Source organism: Zoogloea ramigera (assembly GCF_006539865.1).
Classification (GTDB): domain Bacteria; phylum Pseudomonadota; class Gammaproteobacteria; order Burkholderiales; family Rhodocyclaceae; genus Zoogloea; species Zoogloea ramigera.
In genome coordinates, this window is the sequence record NZ_BJNV01000003.1 from 21,921 (window position 1) to 40,713 (window position 18,793).

Sequence of the window (18,793 nt, forward strand, 5' to 3'; positions counted from 1 at the left end):
CTCTTTGGGTCAGTGCTTGGGGGCGACCTCTTCCCAGCCGGTGATCATTGCCTTGATGTGGGCGAACACGGTGTGGCCGGTGGTGGTCAGGTAAACGTGGATGAAGAAGAAGGCCGTGATGAGGTAGCCCCCCAGGGCGTGGGCCACCGCAACGGACTCGAGGCTGAGTACAGCGTCAAGCCCGAGGCGGGGCCAGTCGGCGTAGAACAGGTAGAGCAGCCCCGAGCCCCAGATCAGGGGCGAGATCACGGCCAGCAGGGCCAGGTAGGCGAGGCGTTGCAGCGGGTTGTGCTTCTGCACGACTGTCTTGTGGAAGGGATGAGGGGCGTCCCGGAAGATCCCGAAGGCGTAGTAGCGAATCATCGCCGCGACATTCTTGAGCGATGGCAGGTACTGGCGCCATTCACCGGTCGTGAATTGCCAGAAGATCGTGAAAGCCCACAGGGTCAGCAGGGTCCAGGCGGCCAGCGAGTGGATCGATACGGCCTTCGCAAAGCCCAGCAGCGAATAGCTGCCGTGAACCTCGAAGCCGGTGACCATCATCACGATGATCAGCAGGGCTTGGGACCAGTGCCAGAAGCGCTCGTAGCGCTTGTAGATGTAGATGCGTTCGGCGTTCATGACTGCTTCTCCCGGCGGCGGGTGATGAGGCGGACCGTGCCATGGACGAGGCCGGTGCCGATGGCCCCGATGATGGCGAGGGTGCCGAGGCGATCGACCCAGTCGTTGCTGTCGCGCCCCGGCACGTAGATGTCGCGGATAGCCGCGAGCCGCCCGTCCCCGGCCCGCGTGTGGCACTCCTGGCACGCAACGGCCTTCTCCTTGGGGGCCACCATGTGGGTAGTGAACCAGTTCATGCGGGTCTCGATGAAGCCGAACTTGCCGCTGTAGGGCAGGCCGGCGTAGTCCATGCCGGCCTGGATAGACTTCGCGTAGTCGTAGTTCTTCCAGAGCGCGGTGTCATCGTTGCCGAACACGTGATTGACCACCAGCGTCTTGTTCACCGTGTCGTAGGGCTGCTTGCCGTGCATGACCTTGAACGGCCAGATGCGCGCGCGCGGGTCGCTCGCCGAGCCTTCTACCCGGTTGAGTTCGAGCACCCTGGTGTCGTCTATCTTGTCGGTGATCGTTATCTGGTGAACGACGCCGTTGTACCACTTGTACTCGGGGCGAACGTTCTCGGCGTACTTGAAGTCGCCCTTCGCGGCCGAGTATTTCAGGTGGCCGTGCTCGTCCTTGATGAACAGAGGCTTGCCGTCGGCGTCTTTCCTGCCTGCCGTGGACCAGTCCCACATCATCTTGGTGGCAATACCACCGCGGGCGAAGGCCGGGATGTGACAGGTCTGGCAGGCCACCTTGCTTACGTGGTTGTTGAGACGTGCCGCCTGGTGCGGGGCTGTGCCGTGGCAGGACTCGCAGGTTGCCCGGTCGTGGTCGTCCTTCGGAAGGTCGATGCCGTGGGGGTCCCTGGCGCGGGCCGCGTAGCGGCTGCCCGACGGCTGGTGGGCGTTGAAGGTGTGGCAGTCGGCGCAGCTCATGTTGGCGCCGTCCTTAGCCATGTGAACGTCGAGTTCCCGGGACGGCTTGATGAGCGAGGAGTCGAGGTCGCCGTGCTTGACCGCATCGCCGCCGCCGCCGTTGAAGTGACAGGCGCCGCAGTTGGCGCGGCCCGGCCTGCCTACGTGCTGAGCGATCCGGGTGAGGTCGGGGGCCTTGAAGGCTTTTTTGCCCGGCGGCCCCTCCATCGGCTCGAATTCGCGGTCGGCGTAGAGGGGGTGGCCGGCGTCGGTGCCGAATTTCTTGTAGGTGCCGGTGTTGTCATGGCAGGCGAGGCAGTCGACGTTGTCCTGCTTCGTGAAATCGTAGTTCATGTCGGTCCAGCCGTAGCCGGCGTGGCAGCTGGTGCAGCGCGGCTCGTTCGACAAGGGAGAGCCACAGAAATTGTTGGCGGCAAACTTCTTGCCGAGCGTCTTGCCGGTGGCCGGGTTGATCTTCTCCCAGGTCCAGTGGGCGCTCTTCATGACCTGATGGGCCGCCTGGTTGTGGCAACTCAGGCATGCCTTGGTCACCTCCGGCCCCGACTTGAACGGGCCCTTGAGGGCCGCGAACTGCGTGTGGTCGGCCGTCGTCGCAGGTCGGGTGCCGGCGGGCAGGGGCGGCGGCGGTGTCGCGGCACCGCTGCCGAGCCAGAAGGCTGCCAGGCCGATCCCCAGCAGACGACGCATCATTGTTTTCATGGTGTCTCCTCCTTGTGCGCCCGTCCGGGGCCGCTGCCCGGCAGGCTGTGGTGTCGGCGCACTTGGGAGCGGAGAGCCCTACGGCCGGCGGTCCGTCCGGTACATCTTCTCGGGGTTCATCTTGCCGCTCCAGGGCAGGCCGCTGTTCTGCCAGCCGCTCCTGATCCGCAGCCCGGCCTGCGGGCCGTCCTTGACTGCTGGGCCCTGGAAGCCGTCAATCACGAAGCGGGCGTTGGGGAACCCACTGGCGCGCAGGAAGGCCGCACTGGGCTCGCCCCGCTCGCTGCCGGAGCGGCACATGGTGATGATTTCCGCGTCTTTGCCCAGGCCGCGCCGGTCGAGCTCGGCCTGGATCTGGCGGATGAAGTCGGGGTTCTGGTAGAGCCGGAAGACGTTGCGCTTTTCGTCCCAGGCGCTCCGGTCCACCAGCATGAAGGGCACGTTCACGTGCACGGTGTCGGCGAAGCCGACGAACATGATCTCCACCGGGTCACGCACATCCACGAACAGGATGTTCTTGTCCCCTTCCGTGACGCGCAGATAGGCCTCGCCGGGGGCCACGGCGATGTCGACGGCCAGGGCCGGCAGGGTGGCGAGGCCGATGGTGGCGGCGAGTATGAGCTGCTTGATCATGGTTTCTCCTGGGCGTTGGGGCGGGGTGTCAGTTGAGGCCGAGCATCTGCTTGAGCTGAGCGGTGTCCTTGGCGTGGTCCATGCCCTGCACCTTGCCGTCCGCGAGGCGGATCACCGTCACCGCCGCCTTTTGACGCGGGAGGTCGGCCAGCACTGCGGATTCCCGGGCGAGGCCGATCGGGAAGGGTAGGGCGCGCATCGCGGGCAGGGCGAACATTTTGGTGACGAGGGACGGCATGCCGCTGATGTCGGCGACGTAGACCGCCTGCAGGCGTTCTAGGACGCCGGGTTTCTCGTTGCCGAGGACTTCATTGGCCAGATCGCTGGCGGCCTTGTCGGCCGCAAACACGATGACCCGGGTGCCAGCCGGGACGCTGACCGCCTTGCCGTGCTGGTCCTCGAGGCTAAGCGGGGGAAGGCTGCTGCCGGCGATGAGCGGGGCGGCAAGTGCGCCCAGGGGCAGGGCCAGGGCGAGACTCAGGGCGGTGAGGCGAAGATGGGCGAGACGCATGGATGGGTTCCTGTTTTCAGTGGTTCAGGCGAATGACGAGGATGGTGGCAATGCCCAGTATCAGCATTGGCAACTGGCCCCGCTGGCCGCGGTCGGCCTGCTCGTGGAGGCGGGGCAGCAGGTCACCGAGGGCAATGTAAAGAAAGCTTGCGGCAGAAATGGCCAGGGCATGGGGAACGAGGCCCTGCATGTCGGACAGCATGAAGTAGCCAAGCAGGGCGCCCGGCAGGGTGGCGAGGGCGGAGAGCAGGTTCCAGCCCAGGGCCTGCCGGCGGGACAGCCCGGACGACAGCAGAATGGCGTAATCCCCCATCTCCTGGGGAATCTCGTGGGCGATGACGGCGAGGGTGGTGGTAACGCCGAGCGCAGGGGAGGTGTGGAAGGCGGCGGCAATCACGATGCCATCGACAAAATTGTGGAAGGCATCGCCGATCAGGATCAGGCGCCCTCGACCCCGGCGCGCAGCGCAGCTTCCGTCGTGGCAGTGGTGCCAGACGCTGGCCCTCTCGATGGCGTAGAGCAGCAGGAAACCGGCCAGTACGGTCAGCCCGGCCTGGGGCCCCGGCAGTGCGGCAAAGGCACGTGGCAGCATGCCGAGCAGGGCGGCGGCCAGAAGGGTGCCCGCGGAGTAGGCGAGGAGAAGGGGCTGCAGGCGGCTGCGCCAGCCGGCCGGGCTGGCCGCGACGGCCAGCGCGCCGGCCATGGCGCCGACGCTGCCGGCGCAGGCAAGGCCGAGCACGGCAATCATCGACATGGGGTGCTCCTGGGCAGTGGGGCCTGAATGAGCATCAGTGCTGGCCTTTCAGGAACATCGCCAGCGCCAGCGCCAGCGCGCAGGCCCAGCCCGAGAAGAGGATCCGCCAGACGGGGTGACGGGGCACGAAGCCCACCCCGCGTATCAGGCCGGTGCTCATGGCAAGGAACAGCGCCAGGGCCAGCCCATGGTCGGCCTTGCCCGCCGCGTCGGCCATCAGCGGTGGGTAAAGCGTGCCGCCGAGCATGATCGTCAAGGCCACGAACAGGCTCGGCAGATGCATTTGGGCGGGGGCGGCAGGGTGAGAGGTGTCAGTCATGGTCGTGTTCGTGGAGCGATGGGTAAGAGTTGAAAGAAAGATCCGTGCCTGTTTTAGAGCTTTATAAAAAATTAAGCTTTATCAATTGTTTGTGACTTTATTCAGACTGTCAGGACGCCCGAGAAACGGAGATGGCAGGATATTGGCAGTCGTCAGGCAGCGCCCTGGCAGTGAGCGTCAAGGACTTCACCCCACCCAACTGTCCCGCAGGTTTTGCCTGCTGACGTCCCGTATCGACCCTCTGGGTTTTACATCTCGGTCAGAAACGGAATCCAAATATTAGTAAATTCTTATTTTTAACTTCTTCTTTCCTGCTGCTCAGTGGTGGTGAGATTTGGCAGCGTTTGGCAGTGGCAGCGTCAAATGGCAGGTATCCGCTACCTTTCATGGCTGACGAGGATGGTCGATGGAAATAAAGTATTTGTTTTAAAACAAAAAAATATTAATGGCATCCGATGTCTGAATGTGGCGCCGAACTTGCCTATATGAGCCTGACGCTGCCAGTGCAGTGTTGCCGTCCCTTTTTCCCAAGGAGATACAAATGGAAAACGTATCGCAGTGCAGTTTCCCCCGTCTCAACGAAGCCGCACCGAGCTTTAGCGCCCGCACCACGTATGGTGACCGCAAACTTGAGGACTATCGGGGCAAATGGCTGATCCTGTTCTCCCATCCGGCTGATTTCACCCCTGTCTGCACGACCGAGTTCATCGGCTTCGCTCAGGCTGCACCGCGCTTCGCCGAGATGGGGTGTGAGTTGCTGGGGCTGTCAATTGACAGTCTGTTTTCCCACCTCGCCTGGGTGCGCAACATCAAGGAGAAGTTTGGAGTCGAAATTCCGTTTCCGATCATCGAAGACATCAAGATGGACGTGGCGCGCGCCTATGGGATGGTTCACCCTGGGGCCGCAGATACTCAGGCGGTACGGGCGACGTTCTTCATCGACCCGAAGGGCGTTCTGCGCGCGATGGTGTATTACCCGATGAGCAACGGACGCAGCATCGACGAGTTCGTGCGCCTGCTCCAGGCCCTGCAGACTTCCGACGCCAACGGTGTCGCCACGCCGGAAAACTGGTGTCCAGGGAAGCCGGTCATCGTTCCGCCCCCCAAGACCGCGGAAGCCGCTGAGAAGCGTGCCTCGGAAGGGTTTGAAACAGTCGACTGGTACTACTCGACCCGTAAGCTCTGAGCACCGCCGGCGCTTACCGGCAGGGGCGCCTTCCGGCGCTCCTGCCTGCCCCGATTGGCCAGTAGCCTGCCGGAATCCCGCCGGCAGGTGGCCGGCTATTGACTTGTGGCTGGCGGGGCCTCAGTCCTGTCTCCATGGTTCTCTGTATAGAAGGTCCCCATCAGCATCATCGCCTAAAGTAATGATCGCTGATGTATGCTTTTCTGGCGGTCAGATCTCCGAACTCCCCGGGACATCATGACCCCGCAAGCCAACTAACGAGAACCAGAGGAGATCGAAATGAACGAAAAGAACACCACGCCTGCCGGCCAATGTCCGGTGATGCATGGCGGCAACACGGCCGCGGGCAATTCGAACATGGCCTGGTGGCCGAAGGCGCTCAATCTCGACATCCTTCACCAGCACGACGCAAAGACCAACCCGCTTGAGCCGGGTTTCAACTACCGTGACGAGGTCAAGAAGCTCGACGTGGATGCGCTCAAGCGCGACCTGCGCGCCCTCATGACCGACAGTCAGGACTGGTGGCCGGCCGACTGGGGCCACTATGGCGGCCTGATGATCCGCATGGCCTGGCACGCAGCCGGCACCTACCGCATCGCCGACGGCCGGGGCGGCGCCGGCACCGGCAACCAGCGTTTCGCGCCCCTCAACTCCTGGCCCGACAACGGCAACCTCGACAAGGCACGCCGCCTGCTGTGGCCGATCAAGAAGAAATACGGCAACAAGCTCAGCTGGGCCGACCTGATCGTGCTGGCCGGCAACGTGGCCTACGAGTCGATGGGCTTCAAGACCTTCGGCTTTGCCTTCGGGCGCGAGGACATCTGGCACCCGGAAAAGGACATCTACTGGGGCTCCGAGAAGGAATGGCTCGCCCCCAGCGGCGGCGAAGGCTCGCGTTACTCCGGTGAGCGCGACCTCGAGAACCCGCTGGCGGCGGTGATGATGGGCCTCATCTACGTCAACCCCGAGGGCGTCGACGGCAAGCCCGACCCGCTCAAGACCGCCCGCGACATGCGCATCACCTTCGCCCGCATGGCCATGAACGACGAGGAAACCGTGGCCCTCACCGCCGGCGGCCACACCGTCGGCAAGGCCCACGGCAACGGCAATGCGGCCAACCTCGGCCCCGCACCGGAAGGCGCGGACATCGAGGAGCAGGGCTTCGGCTGGATGAACCACAAGACCCGCGGCATCGGCCGCGACACCGTGACCAGCGGCATCGAGGGCGCCTGGACCAGCAATCCGACCCGCTGGGACAACGGCTACTTCGACATGCTCTTCAAGCACGACTGGTGGCTGCAGAAGTCGCCGGCCGGTGCCTGGCAGTGGGAGCCGGTCAATATCGCCGAAGAAGACATGCCGGCGGACGTGGAAGACCCGTCGATCCGCCGCAAGCCGATGATGACCGACGCCGACATGGCGCTGCGCTTCGACCCGGAATACCGCAAGATCGCCGAGCGCTTCCGCAACGACCAGGCCTACTTCGAGGACGTCTTTGCCCGCGCCTGGTTCAAGCTGACCCACCGCGACATGGGCCCGAAGGCGCGCTACATCGGCCCCGACGTGCCGGCCGAAGACCTGATCTGGCAGGACCCGATCCCGGCAGGCCGCAGCGACTACGACGTTGCCGCCGTCAAGGCGAAGATCGCCGCCGCGGGGCTGTCGGTCGGTGAGATGGTCGCCACCGCGTGGGACAGCGCCCGCACCTTCCGGGGCTCCGACAAGCGTGGCGGCGCCAACGGCGCGCGCATCCGCCTTGCTCCGCAGAAGGACTGGGAGGGCAACGAGCCCGCACGCCTGGCCAAGGCATTGGCAGCCTACGAGAAGATCGCGGCGGAAACCGGTGCCAGCGTGGCCGACGTGATCGTGCTCGGCGGCAACGTCGGCATCGAGCAGGCGGCCAAGGCGGCCGGCGTTGCGGTCAGCGTGCCGTTTGCGCCGGGCCGTGGCGATGCCACCCAGGCGCAGACCGACGTCGAATCCTTCGAGGTGCTCGAGCCGCTGCACGATGGCTTCCGCAACTGGCAGAAGCAGCACTACGTCGTCCAGCCCGAGGAGATGCTCCTCGACCGGGCCCAGCTGCTGGGGCTCACCGCGCCCGAGATGACCGTGCTGATCGGCGGCCTGCGCGTGCTGGACACCAACCACGGCGGCAGCTCGCACGGGGTGTTCACCGACCGCGTTGGCACCTTGAGCAACGACTTCTTCGTCAATCTCACCGACATGTCCTATAGCTGGAAGCCGACCGGGCGCAACAGCTACGACATCGTCGAGCGCAAGAGCGGAGCGAAGAAGTGGACTGCGACGCGGGTCGACCTGGTGTTTGGCTCCAACTCCATCCTGCGTGCCTACGCCGAGGTGTATGCCCAGGACGACAACCGCGAGAAGTTCGTGCGCGACTTCGTGGCCGCCTGGACCAAGGTGATGAACGCCGATCGTTTCGATCTCGCCTGAGTTCGGTCGCCCCCCGCAACCCCCACGCCGAGGCACGGCGTGGGGGTTTCATTTTCCGGCGCCGGCGGGTGCCTCGGCGGCCAGCGCCTGCCAGGCATCCGTTTGCGTCATGAAGACCTGGCCGGACAGCCATTCACCCAGCCCGCCGTGCTGCAGCCTGTCCTTCACCGGGCCCTTCAGCTCGGAAAGATGCAACTGCACGCCCCGGGCCGCCAGATCCCGACTGAGGTGCTGCAGGGCCTCCAGCCCGGACAGGTCGATGCCATTGACGGCGTTCATCATCAACACCACGTGGCGGGCAAGGGGGCGCCCGGCCAGCGCCGTGTCGATGACCTCGGTGATCCAGCGAGCGTTGATGAAGAGCAGGCTCTCATCGACGCGCACCGATAGCACCGCCGGCAGGGTGTCCACCGGGAAGCGCCGTACGTTGCGGAAGACGTCGGTGCCGGCCAGGCGGCCGACCTCGGTCCAGTGGGGGCGGGCGGCACGCTTGAGAAACAAGCCCAGCGACAGCAGCACGCCGACCAGCAGGGCCGGCTCGACGCCCGCCAGCAGGGTGAGCAGGCTCACCAGCACCATCAGCCCGAACTCGGCAGGGTCGTAGCGCCGTGCAAGGCGGAACGGTGACGTGTCGAGCAGGGACATCACGGCGATCAGGATGGTGGCGGCCAGCACCGCCCGCGGCAGCCAGGCCAGCAGATCGCCCACCAGGACCATCGCAAGGCCCAGCAGCAGCGCCGTCCAGACGCCGGCCATCCGGGTCCGGGCGCCCGCGTCGAAGTTGACGATGCTGCGCGCAAAGCCGCCGGTGACCGGCATGCCGCCACTCAGGCCGGCCACCACATTGGCGGCGGCGAGGCCGAGCAACTCACGCCTTGGCGACACCCTCTCGCGCCGACGGGCGCCCAGCGCCTCGGCCACGGCCAGGCTCTCCACGTAGGCAACCAGGGCCAGAAGGGTCGCCGGCAGCGCCAGGGATTTCCACAGGGCGTAGGGCGCCGCGAACAGCGAGGGAAAATCGAGGCCCGAGGCAAGGCTGACCGTGCCGGCCAGCGCAACCCCCTTGGCAGCGTCCGGTGCCAGGGCGGCCCAGGCGATGGCGCTCACCACCACCAGGATCGGGGCCGCCCGGGCGATGACCTGGGCGCGGGCGCGGGGTATGCCGAGCCGGCTCAGGCCGGGAGCACCATAGCGGCGGATGGCCCACAGGGTCGCCAGCGACAGCAGGCCGACGAGGGCGGTCGCCGGGTGGGCGGATGGATGGTCCATCTTGATGAAGGCCTGCCCCAGCTCGAGGGCGGTATTGCCCTTCAGGGGCAGCCCGAGGAGTGCTGGAAGCTGCCCGAGGGCAATCAGCAACACCGCCCCGGTCATGAAGCCGTGGAGCACCGGTGCCGCCAGCAGGGCGGCCAGCATCTCCAGGCGTAGCAGCGCGGCAGCCAGAAAGACGGCCCCCATCTCGACGGCGAGCACCAGGGCGGCAAGGTGAGGTGAGACGCCCAGCTGGGCCGCCGCCGGGCCGATGGCCTGGGCGGTCATCACCGCCAGCACCGCCACGGGCCCTACCGCCAGGGTCGCGCTGGAACCGAGCGCGGCGTAGGCCACAATGGGCAGCAGGCTGGCCATCACCCCCACGCTCGGGGGCAGGCCGGCGAGCATGGCGTAGGCCAGGCTCTGGGGGACCAGCAGGATGGTGACCACCACTGCGGCCAGCAGGTCATCTCCCAGGGGGCCCTGGCGGTATCTCGCCCAGCGGCCGGCAAGTCCGTCGGCCGCGGTCTGTGAGGTGGCCATCAGAGCAGGTCGAGGGGCAGCTTGAGATAGCGGGTCCCGTTGCCCTCGGGCTCAGGCAGCCTGCCGGCGCGTACATTGACCTGTACCGAGGGCAGCAACAGGGTGGGCATGGCGAGCGTCTTGTCCCGGGTCGTGCGCATGGCCACGAAGTCAGCCTCGCTGATGCCGTCATGGACGTGGATGTTGCCGGCGCGCTGCTCGGCCACGGTGGTGGCCCACTGCGGGGCTCGGTCGGTGGGCGGGTAGTCGTGGCACAGGTGGAGGCGAGTCGCCGGGGGCAGGGCGAGCACCTTGTGGATGGAGCGGTACAGGGTGGCCGCGTCACCACCGGGAAAGTCGCAGCGCGCGCTACCGTAATCGGGCATGAACAGCGTGTCGCCAACGAAGGCGTCGTTGCCGACCACATAAGTCATGCAGGCTGGTGTGTGGCCGGGGGTGTGGATCACCCGCACATCCAGCGTACCGATCGCAAAGTGTTCGCCATCTTCGAACAGGTGATCGAACTCCCGTCCGCCGTTGTCCATGTCGGGCAGGTTGAACACTCTGCTGAACACCGCCTGGACTTCCCGGATATGGCTGCCGATGGCGATCTTGCCCCCCAGGCGGGACTGCAGATAGGGGGCGGCGGAGAGGTGGTCGGCGTGGGCGTGGGTTTCGAGCAGCCATTCGACCCGCAGGCCGGTGGCTTCCACATGGGCGATCACCCGGTCGGCGCTGGCGCGGGAGGTTCGCCCCGAGCGGGGGTCGAAATCAAGCACGCTGTCGATGATGGCCGCGGCCCGTGTGGCCGGGTCGGAAACCACGTGGGTGACGGTGAATGTGGCGGGGTCGAAGAAAGACTGGATCTGGGCCGTTGTCATGATGTTCTCGTTGCTTGGCTTTGACGGATTCAGGGCGTCTGCGCGCCTTCAGGCGTGCTGCCGGCAGCGGCCGGCGGGGTGGCCGTCGTGGCTCTGGTTGCGCATGTGCTCGGCCATGGCCGCAAAGCGGGCATGCAGCGCGGCGTGAAGCTCGGGGTCGGCCGCGGTCACCTCGTCGAGCGCCCGGGACAGCGCGGCCATCCAGGCGTCCCGCTCGGCCGGGCCGATCGGGAAGGCGAAGTGGCGGCGGCGCATCATCGGCTCGCCGTAGGCGGCCCGGTATTGGTCCGGGCCGCCCAGCCAGCCGCTCAGGAAGGCCGTCAGGCGGCGGCTGACCTCGGAGAGATCGGCCCGGTGCAGCAGGTGGGAGGCGTGAGCTTCGGGCAGCACCGTCATCCAGTGATAGAGCCGGTCCACCAGCCGGGCGATGCCGTCGGGGCCGAGCCGGGCGTAGAGATCAATGGCCATCGCGGGCTCCCTTGCCGGCCTCCCGGCCGGCCTCGTGCTCGGCCCACAGGGCGTTGAGGATCGCCAGCAGCACCGCAAAGCCGATGCCCAGAAGCCAGGTGAAATACCACATGTCGTGTTCTCCTCAGTAAGCCGAATGGCTGTTTTCCCGCACATAGGCGGCGGTCACCTTGCCGCCCATCACGCGGTAGGCCCAGCTGGTGTAAACGATGATGATGGGCATGAAGATCAGCGTCGCCCACAGCATGATGTTGAGGGTGAGCCGGCTGGAGACGCTGTCCCACACCGTGAGGCTGGCGTCGGGGTCGATCGATGAGGGCATGATGAAGGGGAACAGCGCCGCCCCCGCGGTGCCGATCACCCCTACGATGGCCAGCGACGAGGCCCAGAACGCCGCCATCGTACGGCCAGAGCGGGCCAGCGCCTGGGCGGCGATCACCCCGGCAAAGCCGAGCAGCGGCAGCGCCAGGGTGGCCGGGTAACGCCGGTAGTTGGCAAACCACGCGCCGGCCTCGCGCACCACGGTCTTGGCCAGCGGGTCGGGCAGGGCGGCGCCGTCCACCGTCGACTGGATCACGTAGCCGGGGATGCTCATCCACAACCACAGGCCGGCAGCGGCGAAGGTCAGCACCAGCAGCCCGCCAAAGAAGCCGGCGGCGCGCAGGGCCCGCCACTGGATCTCGCCCTGGGTGCGGTGGGCCAGGTAGATGGCGCCATGAAAGGTGATCATCGCCGTCGACACCGCACCGCACAGTAGCGCGAAGGGGTTGAGCAGCGCCCAGAAGCTGCCCGAATACGTGGACACCAGGTGGTCGTCGAAGCTGAAGGGCACGCCCTGGAACAGATTGCCGAAAGCCACCCCGAAGATCAGCGGCGGCACCGCCCCGCCGATGAAGAGGCCCCAGTCCCAGGTGCTCCGCCAGGTGGCGTTGTGGATCTTGCTGCGGTAATCAAAGCCCACCGGGCGGAAGAACAGCGCCCACAGCACCGCCAGCATCGCCCAGTAGAAGCCCGAGAAGGCGGTGGCATACACCAGCGGCCAGGCCGCAAAGATGGCGCCGCCGCCGGTGATGAACCACACCTGGTTGCCGTCCCAGTGGGGGCCGACGGTGTTGATCACCACCCGCCGCTCGGTGTCGTTCTTGCCGACGAAGGGCAGCAGGGTGCCGACGCCCATGTCGTGGCCGTCCATGATCGCAAAGCCCACCAGCAGCACGCCGACGAGCAGCCACCAGATGAGCTTTAGGGTTTCGTAGTCGAACATTGTCGTCTCTCCGGTTCAGGTGTGGGCTTCGTTGGCGTAGCGACCGGTGCCGAGGCTGCCGGGGCCCTGCTTCGCAAAGCGCACCATCAGGTACATCTCGACCACCAGCAGCACCGTGTAGAAGCCGACGAAGCCGGCGAGCGAGCCGTACAGGCTGTCAACACTCAGGGTGGATACCGACAGGTGGGTCGGCAGCACGCCGTAGATCGTCCACGGCTGGCGGCCGTATTCGGCAACGAACCAGCCCACCTCGCAGGCCACCCACGGCATCGGCAGCGACAGCAGCGCGGCGCGCAGCAGCCAGGGCTTGTCGGCAAAGTCGCCCTTCACCGAGTGCCACAGGGCCAGCCCGAAGACGAGCAGCATCGCAAAGCCCAGCGCCACCATCAGCCGGAAGCTCCAGAACATCGGGGCCACCCGCGGCACGGTGTCGTGCATGGCCTTGTCGATGATCGCCGGCGTGATCTGGCCAAAATCGCTCACATACTTCTTGAGCAGCAGCCCGAAGCCGAGGTCGGCCTTGTGGGCCTCGAAGCGCACTTTGGCGGCGCTGTCGCCAGGGCTCTTGCGCAGCAGGTCGAGGGCCTTGACCGCCTCGATGCCCGACACGATGCGCTCGCGGTTCTTCAGCTTGATCTCGCGGATGCCCGGGATTTGCTTGTCCAGTGAGCGGGTGCCGATGAGGCCCATCACCCAGGGGATCTCGATCGCGAAGTCGTTCTTCATCTCGGCCTCGTTGGGGATCGCCACCAGGTTGAAGGCGGCCGGTGCGGGCTCGGTCTCCCACATGGCCTCCATCGCCGCCAGCTTGGTCTGCTGGGCCTCGCCCACCGTGTAGCCGGATTCGTCGCCCAGCACGATCACTGAGCACACCGACGCAAAACCGAAGGCCGCCGCGATGCCGAAGCTGCGCTTGGCAAACTCCACGTCGCGGCGCTTGAGGAGATACCACGACGAGATCGACAGCACGAACATCGCCCCGGTCACGTAGCCGGCCGACACGGTGTGCACGAACTTGGCCTGGGCGTCCGGGTTGAACACCACCGCCCAGAAGTCGGTCATCTCCATGCGCATCGTGGTGTAGCTGAACTCGGCGCCCACCGGGTTCTGCATCCAGCCGTTGGCGATCAGGATCCACAGCGCCGACAGGTTGGTGCCCAGCGCCATCAGCATCGTCACCAGCAGGTGCTGCTTGCGCGACAGGCGGTCCCAGCCGAAGAAGAACAGGCCGATCATCGTGGATTCGAGAAAGAAGGCCATCAGCCCCTCGATGGCCAGCGGTGCCCCGAAGATGTCGCCCACGTAGTGAGAGTAGTAGGCCCAGTTGGTGCCGAACTGGAACTCCAGCGTGATGCCGGTGGTGACGCCCAGCGCAAAGTTGATGCCGAAGAGCTTGCCCCAAAAGCGGGTCATGTCCTTGTAGAGGGGCTTGCCGGTCATCACATAAACCGATTCCATGATGACCAGCATCCACACCATGCCGATGGTGAGCGGCACGAAGAGGAAGTGGTAGAGGGCGGTGGCGGCAAACTGCAGCCGCGAGAGGTCGACCAGTTGTTCACTGACCATGGGGCGCTCCTTGCGAGACGGGGTTGGGGGCGAACTGCCTGGAAACCACCTCCGGATCGACGGCAACGCCCGCGTCGCGGATGAAGCACCACCACAGGGCGAAGATCGCCGCGAGCTTCATCGCGATGATCCAGCCCAGGTGGCGGCGCAGAAGGGAGTCGGAGGAGGGCATGGCGTGGCAGCTTTCGGGTCTTGTCGTGATTGACATATCAAGAGCCGTGCCATTTTGCCGAATGCGCTGAAAAACGTCCTGCATCAAGGGCTTGCATTTTGTCGCAGGCGACAATCAGCCGCAGCCGTTTGACCTCGGGTGCCTGCCGTGGCAGCATCTGGCAGACAAACTGGCAGAAACCGGACCGCCATGACCGCCACCCCCCAGCCCTTGCCCGAGCTCGTCTCCTTCCTCGAGACCCTGCCCGAGCCGCACATCCTGTGCGACCGCAGCTACCGCATCCTGGCCGCCAACGCCGCCTACCGGGCCAACTGCGGCCCCGGGGCCGATCTCATCGGGCGCAAGTGCTTCGAGGTCTCCCACCGCTACCCGGTGCCCTGCGACCAGGCTGGCGAATCCTGCCCGCTGGCCCGCAGTCTGGTGTCCGGCCAGCGGGAGCGTGTGGTGCATCTGCACCACACCTCCACTGGCGAGAGCTACGAGAACATCGAGCTGTCGCCGATCCGCGGCAGCGACGGCGAGATCGCCTGGTTCATCGAGAAGCTCGAGCCGCTGCCCGGCGCCCGCGGGCTCGCCGGCACCCAGGGCCTGCTCGGCCGCGCGCCGGCCTTTCGCCACATGCTCGAGCTCGTCGCCCGGGTCGCCCCGTCCGACGCTACCGTACTGCTGCAGGGCGAATCCGGCACCGGCAAGGAACTCGTCGCCCAGGCCATCCACGACGCCAGCCGGCGCAGCGCGCGGCCCTTCGTGGCCGTCGACTGCTCGGGCCTCACCGAGACGCTCTTCGAGAGCGAGCTCTTCGGCCACGAGCGGGGCGCCTTCACCGGCGCCAGCGCGCGCAAGATCGGGCTGGTCGAGGCGGCCAGCGGCGGCACGCTGTTCCTCGACGAGCTGGGCGACATCCCGCTGCCGATGCAGGTCAAGCTTCTGCGCCTGCTCGAAACCGGCACCTACCGCCGGGTCGGCAGCACCGAGCTGATCCGCGCCGACATCCGCCTGATCTCCGCCACCCACCAGCCGCTCAAGGCGCTGGTGGCCCAGGGCCGCTTCCGCCAGGATCTGTTCTACCGCGTGAATGCCTTTCCGATCTGCCTGCCGGCCCTGCGCGAGCGGCCTGACGACATCCCGCTGCTCGCCGAGGCGCTCCTCGGCCGCGTCGCCCCCGAGCGCAAGCTCAAGCTCGCCGACGAGGCGCTGGCCTGCCTGCAGGCCTACGACTACCCGGGCAACGTGCGCGAGCTGCGCAACATCCTGGAGCGGGCGAGCCTGATGTGCGACGGCGACACCGTGCAGCGCCGCCACCTGCCCGAAGAGCTGTGCGAGCCCGGCCGGGTGCAGGCCGCGACGCCCACCCCGCGGCTGGCGGGCCCCGACACCCCCCGCGAGCTGAGCGACGCCGAGCTTGCCAGCCTGCTGCGCAGCTACCGGGGCTCGCGCAAGGCCCTGGCCGCCGAGCTGGGGCTCTCCGAGCGCACGCTGTACCGCCGGATCAAGGTCTTGTCCTGATGGCGTGCAGGGGCCACAGCCAGCGTAGCTGAATTGCCCAGCGCCGGGCTATTGCCAGGCGGGCGCCACGCCGGTAGCGCCGCGCGTGCCGCGAAAGGCCGTGACGAAGGCGTCCCGCGAGCGGGCCAGGAAGAAGGGGTTGCGCGAGCGCTCCTCGCCTATCGTCGACACGGTCCGCCCCTGGGCGTCGTGGCCGGGAAAGACCAGGGTTTCGGCGGGCAGGGCGAACAGCCGGTCGACCACTGAATCGTAGATGCTGCGGGGGTCGCAATCATCGTCGTCGGTCTGCAGTGGGCAGCCGCCGAGGGCCAGCGCGTCGCCGCAGAACAGGCGGTCGCGCCACAGGTAGCTGAGGCTGTCGGCGGTGTGGCCCGGGGTGGCGATAACCTGGATCACCTCGTTGCCGAAGCCGAGCACCTCGCCGTGGCGCACCTGCTGCCCCACCGATGCCCGCAGCCCTTGCGGGCCCACCACGATGCCGGCACCGGGGTAGTGGGCGAGAAAGTCGTCGGCCACGCCGCCGTGGGTGTGGGTGAGCAGGATCAGCGCCAGCGAGAAGCCCCGCTCGGCCAGCAAGGCCTTCAGGACGAGGCCCTGGCAGGGGTCGGGCGTGGGGTCGATGGCAACGGCTACGCCGGTGGACGAATCGGCGATCAGGTAGCTCATCGCGGCGCTGGTGGTGTCGTGGAACTGGCGGAAATACATGGTGCGATCCTTCGGGCAGGCGGCGCGGCCTGCTCGTGAAGTCAGTGGGTCGCCAGGCGGAGGAAGGCCAGCACCAGCGTGAGCAGGCAGGCCTCGCTGGACAGCAGCTGCCGCAGCGCGCCGCGGCACTGGGGCCAGCCAGTACCGCTGACAAGGCCGGCCAGCATCGACCACAGCAGCCACAGCGCCGCCAGCGGGTCGGCGGCCCCCCAGCGGTCGAGTGCGATCTCGGGGCGCGCCACCAGCAGCACGGCGAGCAGGGCGCCGGTGACGAGGGACAGGAGGCGTGCGCCCGGGTCGGGCCGGCCGGAGGCGTTGAGATCCATGGGGCGAGGCTTCCGGGCCCGGCCTCAGGCGGTGGCCGTGTCGTCGGCGCCGATGATCAGGCGGCCCTCGCTCAGATACTTGTGGGGTGGCACCTCGAGGTTGGTCGGCGCCGGCTTGTTCTTGAAGACGCGGCCGGCGAGGTCGAAGGTGGAGCCGTGGCAGGGGCACAGGAAGCCGCCGGGCCAGTCGGCGCCGAGGGCTGGGTTGCCGGCCTCGAAGGCGCTCGACGGGGAGCAGCCCAGGTGGGTGCAGATGCCCACCGCCACGAGGTACTCGGGCTTGATCGAGCGGTGGGGGTTGCGCGCGTAGTCGGGCTGCTGGGACGCCTCGGCCGACGCCGGGTCGGCGAGGCCCGGCTCGGCCTTGGCCAGGGTGGCCAGCATTTCCGGCGTGCGGTGGAGGATCCACACCGGCTTGCCGCGCCACTCGACGACCATCATGTCGCCCGGGGCGAGCTTGTCGATGTCCACCTCCACCGGCGCGCCGGCTGCCAGGGCCCGCTCCGAGGGGGTGAGGCTGGCGACGAAGGGCACGGCGGCGCCCACCGCGAGTGCGCCGCCGGCGCCGGCGGTGGCGATGAGCAGCAGGCGACGGGACGGGTTGCAGGGGGCGTCGCCGGCGGTGCAGCGGGCGGAGGAGGGCGTGGCGGTCATGGGCGTGTCCTTGTTGGGCAGGTTTGGATTGCTCACGCACTATCAATATCCGTGCCAGACATCTGACGTGTTTTTGAAGCCAATAAAATCAGTGGCTTAATCTGTTTCTGCAATTAAGTAAGGCAGACGGTCTGGCTTCTGGTTGCGGGTGGCTGGGCAGTTTTGGCAGTTTTAGGCGGTTCTTGGCAGCTATTGGCGGTCATTGGCAGTCACTGCCCGGGGCCCATATCGGCCGGCTGAGGTGCGACGTGCCTGCCGCCGAGTCGCGCCACACCCTATATTTCCGCCTCGTACCACCAGCCCTCTCGAACTGCCGTTTGCCCGTTAAAGCCCCGCCCTCCCGCTGCCGTAAAGGGCAGATGGCGAACTCGTATCGCCCTGACTGCGCGCGCTTTCAGGTGGATAACGCCAACAGGATTTTTCCGGGACATCCGGCTCGAGCGGGGCTTGGCATCAGGCCGTCGCCGATCTGTGTGGCCGTTCCGGCTGGAGCAGTCAAACCACTTTTCCGGGTTTCAAATGAGCGACGTTATCGGGCAAGGCAATCGTCGGGGGCTTCCGGTGCTGAAGAGGCTGGCGTGGATCCTGGCAACGGCGGGGCTGGCCTTGCCGGCCCTCGCGGGCGAGGTGCAGGGGGTGGCGCTCCGCCAGGACGGCAATGTGCTGCGCCTTCAGCTGGAGAGCGAGCAGGGCACTCTGGCCGATTCCGGCGTGACCGCCGACGGGCGCCAGCTGGTGCTGGTGCTGAAGGGCGTGAGCGCCGACGTGGCGCGCAAGCGCATCGCCGGCGAGATCAAGGCGCGCACCGGCGGCGTCCGCGATGTGCGGGTGCAGGCCGACGGCCGGCTCGATTCGCGCCTCGTCATCGACCTGGTCGAGCCCTACGAAGTGCTCGACGAGACCATCGCGGCGATCGGCAGCGGGGTCAGCCAGTGGGAGCTCGTCCTCGGCCGGCAGGCAGTTAACGATGAGCTCACCGGCGTCGACCTCAACGTGGCCGACGGCCAGCGCACCCTGCTGTTGCGGGGCGGCAAGGATCTGCGCGCCGACGCCCGGCTGCTGCGCAACCCCGAGCGGCTGGTCATCGATTTTCCACGGCTGGGCCGGGCCCACGTGAGCCGCATGTTCGGCAGCGTGAGCTTCGACCCGGGCGTGTTCGGCCTGCCGCGCTTCGAGCCGCTGCCACGCGCCGGTTCGCGGGTCGTCATGCCGATCCGGCCGGGGCAGAGCCTGTCGTTGGTCAGCCCCGAGCTGAGCCGCTCCGCCACGGGCGCTTCGCTCCTGATTGCGCTGGCGCCGTCTGCGCCAGCCCCCAGCGTGGCGGCGGCGCCCGTCGCGCCTGCTGCGCCGGCGGTCGCCGCGCGGCGCGGTGGTGCCGGCG

At 67.0% G+C, this 18,793-nt stretch carries 20 protein-coding genes; 4 read left to right on the forward strand and 16 right to left on the reverse strand.

Going from position 1 to position 18,793, the window contains the following annotated elements:
• Positions 1 to 9: 9 nt before the first annotated feature.
• The 6 genes from ZRA01_RS00895 to ZRA01_RS00920 all read right to left on the reverse strand — a co-directional run bounded on the left by ZRA01_RS00895 (position 10) and on the right by ZRA01_RS00920 (position 4,454).
• Positions 10 to 621, reverse strand: a complete 612-nt coding sequence (locus ZRA01_RS00895; protein ID WP_141348866.1) for a cytochrome b/b6 domain-containing protein — start codon at positions 619 to 621, stop codon at positions 10 to 12.
• Positions 618 to 2,237, reverse strand: a complete 1,620-nt coding sequence (locus tag ZRA01_RS00900) for a tetrathionate reductase family octaheme c-type cytochrome (RefSeq protein WP_141348867.1) — start codon at positions 2,235 to 2,237, stop codon at positions 618 to 620. Before ZRA01_RS00900 ends, ZRA01_RS00895 begins: the two co-directional genes overlap by 4 nt.
• 78 nt (positions 2,238 to 2,315) lie before the next feature.
• Positions 2,316 to 2,870, reverse strand: a complete 555-nt coding sequence (locus tag ZRA01_RS00905; protein WP_246093241.1) for a rhodanese-like domain-containing protein — start codon at positions 2,868 to 2,870, stop codon at positions 2,316 to 2,318.
• 28 nt (positions 2,871 to 2,898) lie between these two features.
• Positions 2,899 to 3,381 carry a hypothetical protein gene (locus tag ZRA01_RS00910; protein WP_141348868.1) on the reverse strand — a complete coding sequence of 161 codons (483 nt, stop codon included), beginning with the start codon at positions 3,379 to 3,381 and terminating at the stop codon, positions 2,899 to 2,901.
• A gap of 16 nt (positions 3,382 to 3,397) precedes the next feature.
• Positions 3,398 to 4,135 carry a ZIP family metal transporter gene (locus tag ZRA01_RS00915; RefSeq protein ID WP_141348869.1) on the reverse strand — a complete coding sequence of 246 codons (738 nt, stop codon included), beginning with the start codon at positions 4,133 to 4,135 and terminating at the stop codon, positions 3,398 to 3,400.
• Between the two features lie 34 nt (positions 4,136 to 4,169).
• A complete protein-coding gene (locus ZRA01_RS00920; protein ID WP_246093242.1) occupies positions 4,170 to 4,454 on the reverse strand; it encodes a cyd operon YbgE family protein in 285 nt (94 codons plus the stop codon).
• Positions 4,455 to 4,995: 541 nt separating this feature from the next.
• On the opposite strand from ZRA01_RS00920, the gene ZRA01_RS00925 reads away from it, so the two are divergent.
• The gene (locus ZRA01_RS00925; protein WP_141348870.1) at positions 4,996 to 5,640 is read left to right on the forward strand and encodes a peroxiredoxin; all 645 of its coding nucleotides are present in this window, start codon (positions 4,996 to 4,998) and stop codon (positions 5,638 to 5,640) included.
• A 279-nt stretch (positions 5,641 to 5,919) separates the two neighbouring features.
• A complete protein-coding gene (katG, locus tag ZRA01_RS00930; protein ID WP_141348871.1) occupies positions 5,920 to 8,094 on the forward strand; it encodes a catalase/peroxidase HPI in 2,175 nt (724 codons plus the stop codon).
• 48 nt (positions 8,095 to 8,142) lie between these two features.
• Here the strand turns inward: katG and ZRA01_RS00935 are convergent, their stop codons facing one another.
• From ZRA01_RS00935 to cydP, 7 genes are read right to left on the reverse strand one after another with little or no spacing between them, the layout of a single operon-like run.
• A complete protein-coding gene (locus tag ZRA01_RS00935; protein ID WP_141348872.1) occupies positions 8,143 to 9,888 on the reverse strand; it encodes a SulP family inorganic anion transporter in 1,746 nt (581 codons plus the stop codon).
• A complete protein-coding gene (locus ZRA01_RS00940) occupies positions 9,888 to 10,748 on the reverse strand; it encodes an MBL fold metallo-hydrolase (RefSeq protein WP_141348873.1) in 861 nt (286 codons plus the stop codon). The genes ZRA01_RS00935 and ZRA01_RS00940 overlap by 1 nt, the downstream gene beginning before the upstream one ends.
• A 48-nt stretch (positions 10,749 to 10,796) precedes the next feature.
• On the reverse strand, positions 10,797 to 11,216 hold the full coding sequence (locus ZRA01_RS00945) for a globin domain-containing protein (protein ID WP_141348874.1): 420 nt from the start codon (positions 11,214 to 11,216) through the stop codon (positions 10,797 to 10,799).
• A complete protein-coding gene (gene cydX, locus ZRA01_RS00950; RefSeq protein WP_141348875.1) occupies positions 11,206 to 11,328 on the reverse strand; it encodes a cytochrome bd-I oxidase subunit CydX in 123 nt (40 codons plus the stop codon). Before cydX ends, ZRA01_RS00945 begins: the two co-directional genes overlap by 11 nt.
• Positions 11,329 to 11,340: 12 nt before the next feature.
• Entirely contained in the window at positions 11,341 to 12,480 is a 1,140-nt protein-coding gene (gene cydB / locus ZRA01_RS00955; RefSeq protein WP_141348876.1) for a cytochrome d ubiquinol oxidase subunit II, read from the reverse strand.
• 15 nt (positions 12,481 to 12,495) lie between these two features.
• Positions 12,496 to 14,049: a cytochrome ubiquinol oxidase subunit I gene (locus ZRA01_RS00960; RefSeq protein WP_141348877.1), complete on the reverse strand. Its 1,554-nt coding sequence runs from the start codon at positions 14,047 to 14,049 to the stop codon at positions 12,496 to 12,498.
• On the reverse strand, positions 14,039 to 14,221 hold the full coding sequence (gene cydP, locus ZRA01_RS00965) for a cytochrome oxidase putative small subunit CydP (protein WP_141348878.1): 183 nt from the start codon (positions 14,219 to 14,221) through the stop codon (positions 14,039 to 14,041). Before cydP ends, ZRA01_RS00960 begins: the two co-directional genes overlap by 11 nt.
• Before the next feature lie 189 nt (positions 14,222 to 14,410).
• Between cydP and ZRA01_RS00970 the strand changes: the two genes are divergently transcribed.
• Complete coding sequence (locus ZRA01_RS00970) at positions 14,411 to 15,727, forward strand: sigma-54 interaction domain-containing protein (RefSeq protein WP_141348879.1); 1,317 nt, start codon at positions 14,411 to 14,413, stop codon at positions 15,725 to 15,727.
• Positions 15,728 to 15,775: 48 nt separating this feature from the next.
• Here ZRA01_RS00970 and ZRA01_RS00975 read toward each other — a convergent pair whose 3' ends face one another.
• From ZRA01_RS00975 to petA, 3 genes are read right to left on the reverse strand one after another with little or no spacing between them, the layout of a single operon-like run.
• Positions 15,776 to 16,432: an MBL fold metallo-hydrolase gene (locus tag ZRA01_RS00975; RefSeq protein ID WP_141348880.1), complete on the reverse strand. Its 657-nt coding sequence runs from the start codon at positions 16,430 to 16,432 to the stop codon at positions 15,776 to 15,778.
• 41 nt (positions 16,433 to 16,473) lie between these two features.
• On the reverse strand, positions 16,474 to 16,758 hold the full coding sequence (locus ZRA01_RS00980) for a cyd operon YbgE family protein (protein ID WP_141348881.1): 285 nt from the start codon (positions 16,756 to 16,758) through the stop codon (positions 16,474 to 16,476).
• A 24-nt stretch (positions 16,759 to 16,782) separates the two neighbouring features.
• A complete protein-coding gene (gene petA / locus ZRA01_RS00985) occupies positions 16,783 to 17,412 on the reverse strand; it encodes a ubiquinol-cytochrome c reductase iron-sulfur subunit (RefSeq protein ID WP_141348885.1) in 630 nt (209 codons plus the stop codon).
• A 519-nt stretch (positions 17,413 to 17,931) separates the two neighbouring features.
• Between petA and ZRA01_RS00990 the strand changes: the two genes are divergently transcribed.
• A partial coding sequence (locus tag ZRA01_RS00990) for an AMIN domain-containing protein (RefSeq protein WP_218028627.1) occupies positions 17,932 to 18,793 on the forward strand: 862 nt, incomplete at its 3' end.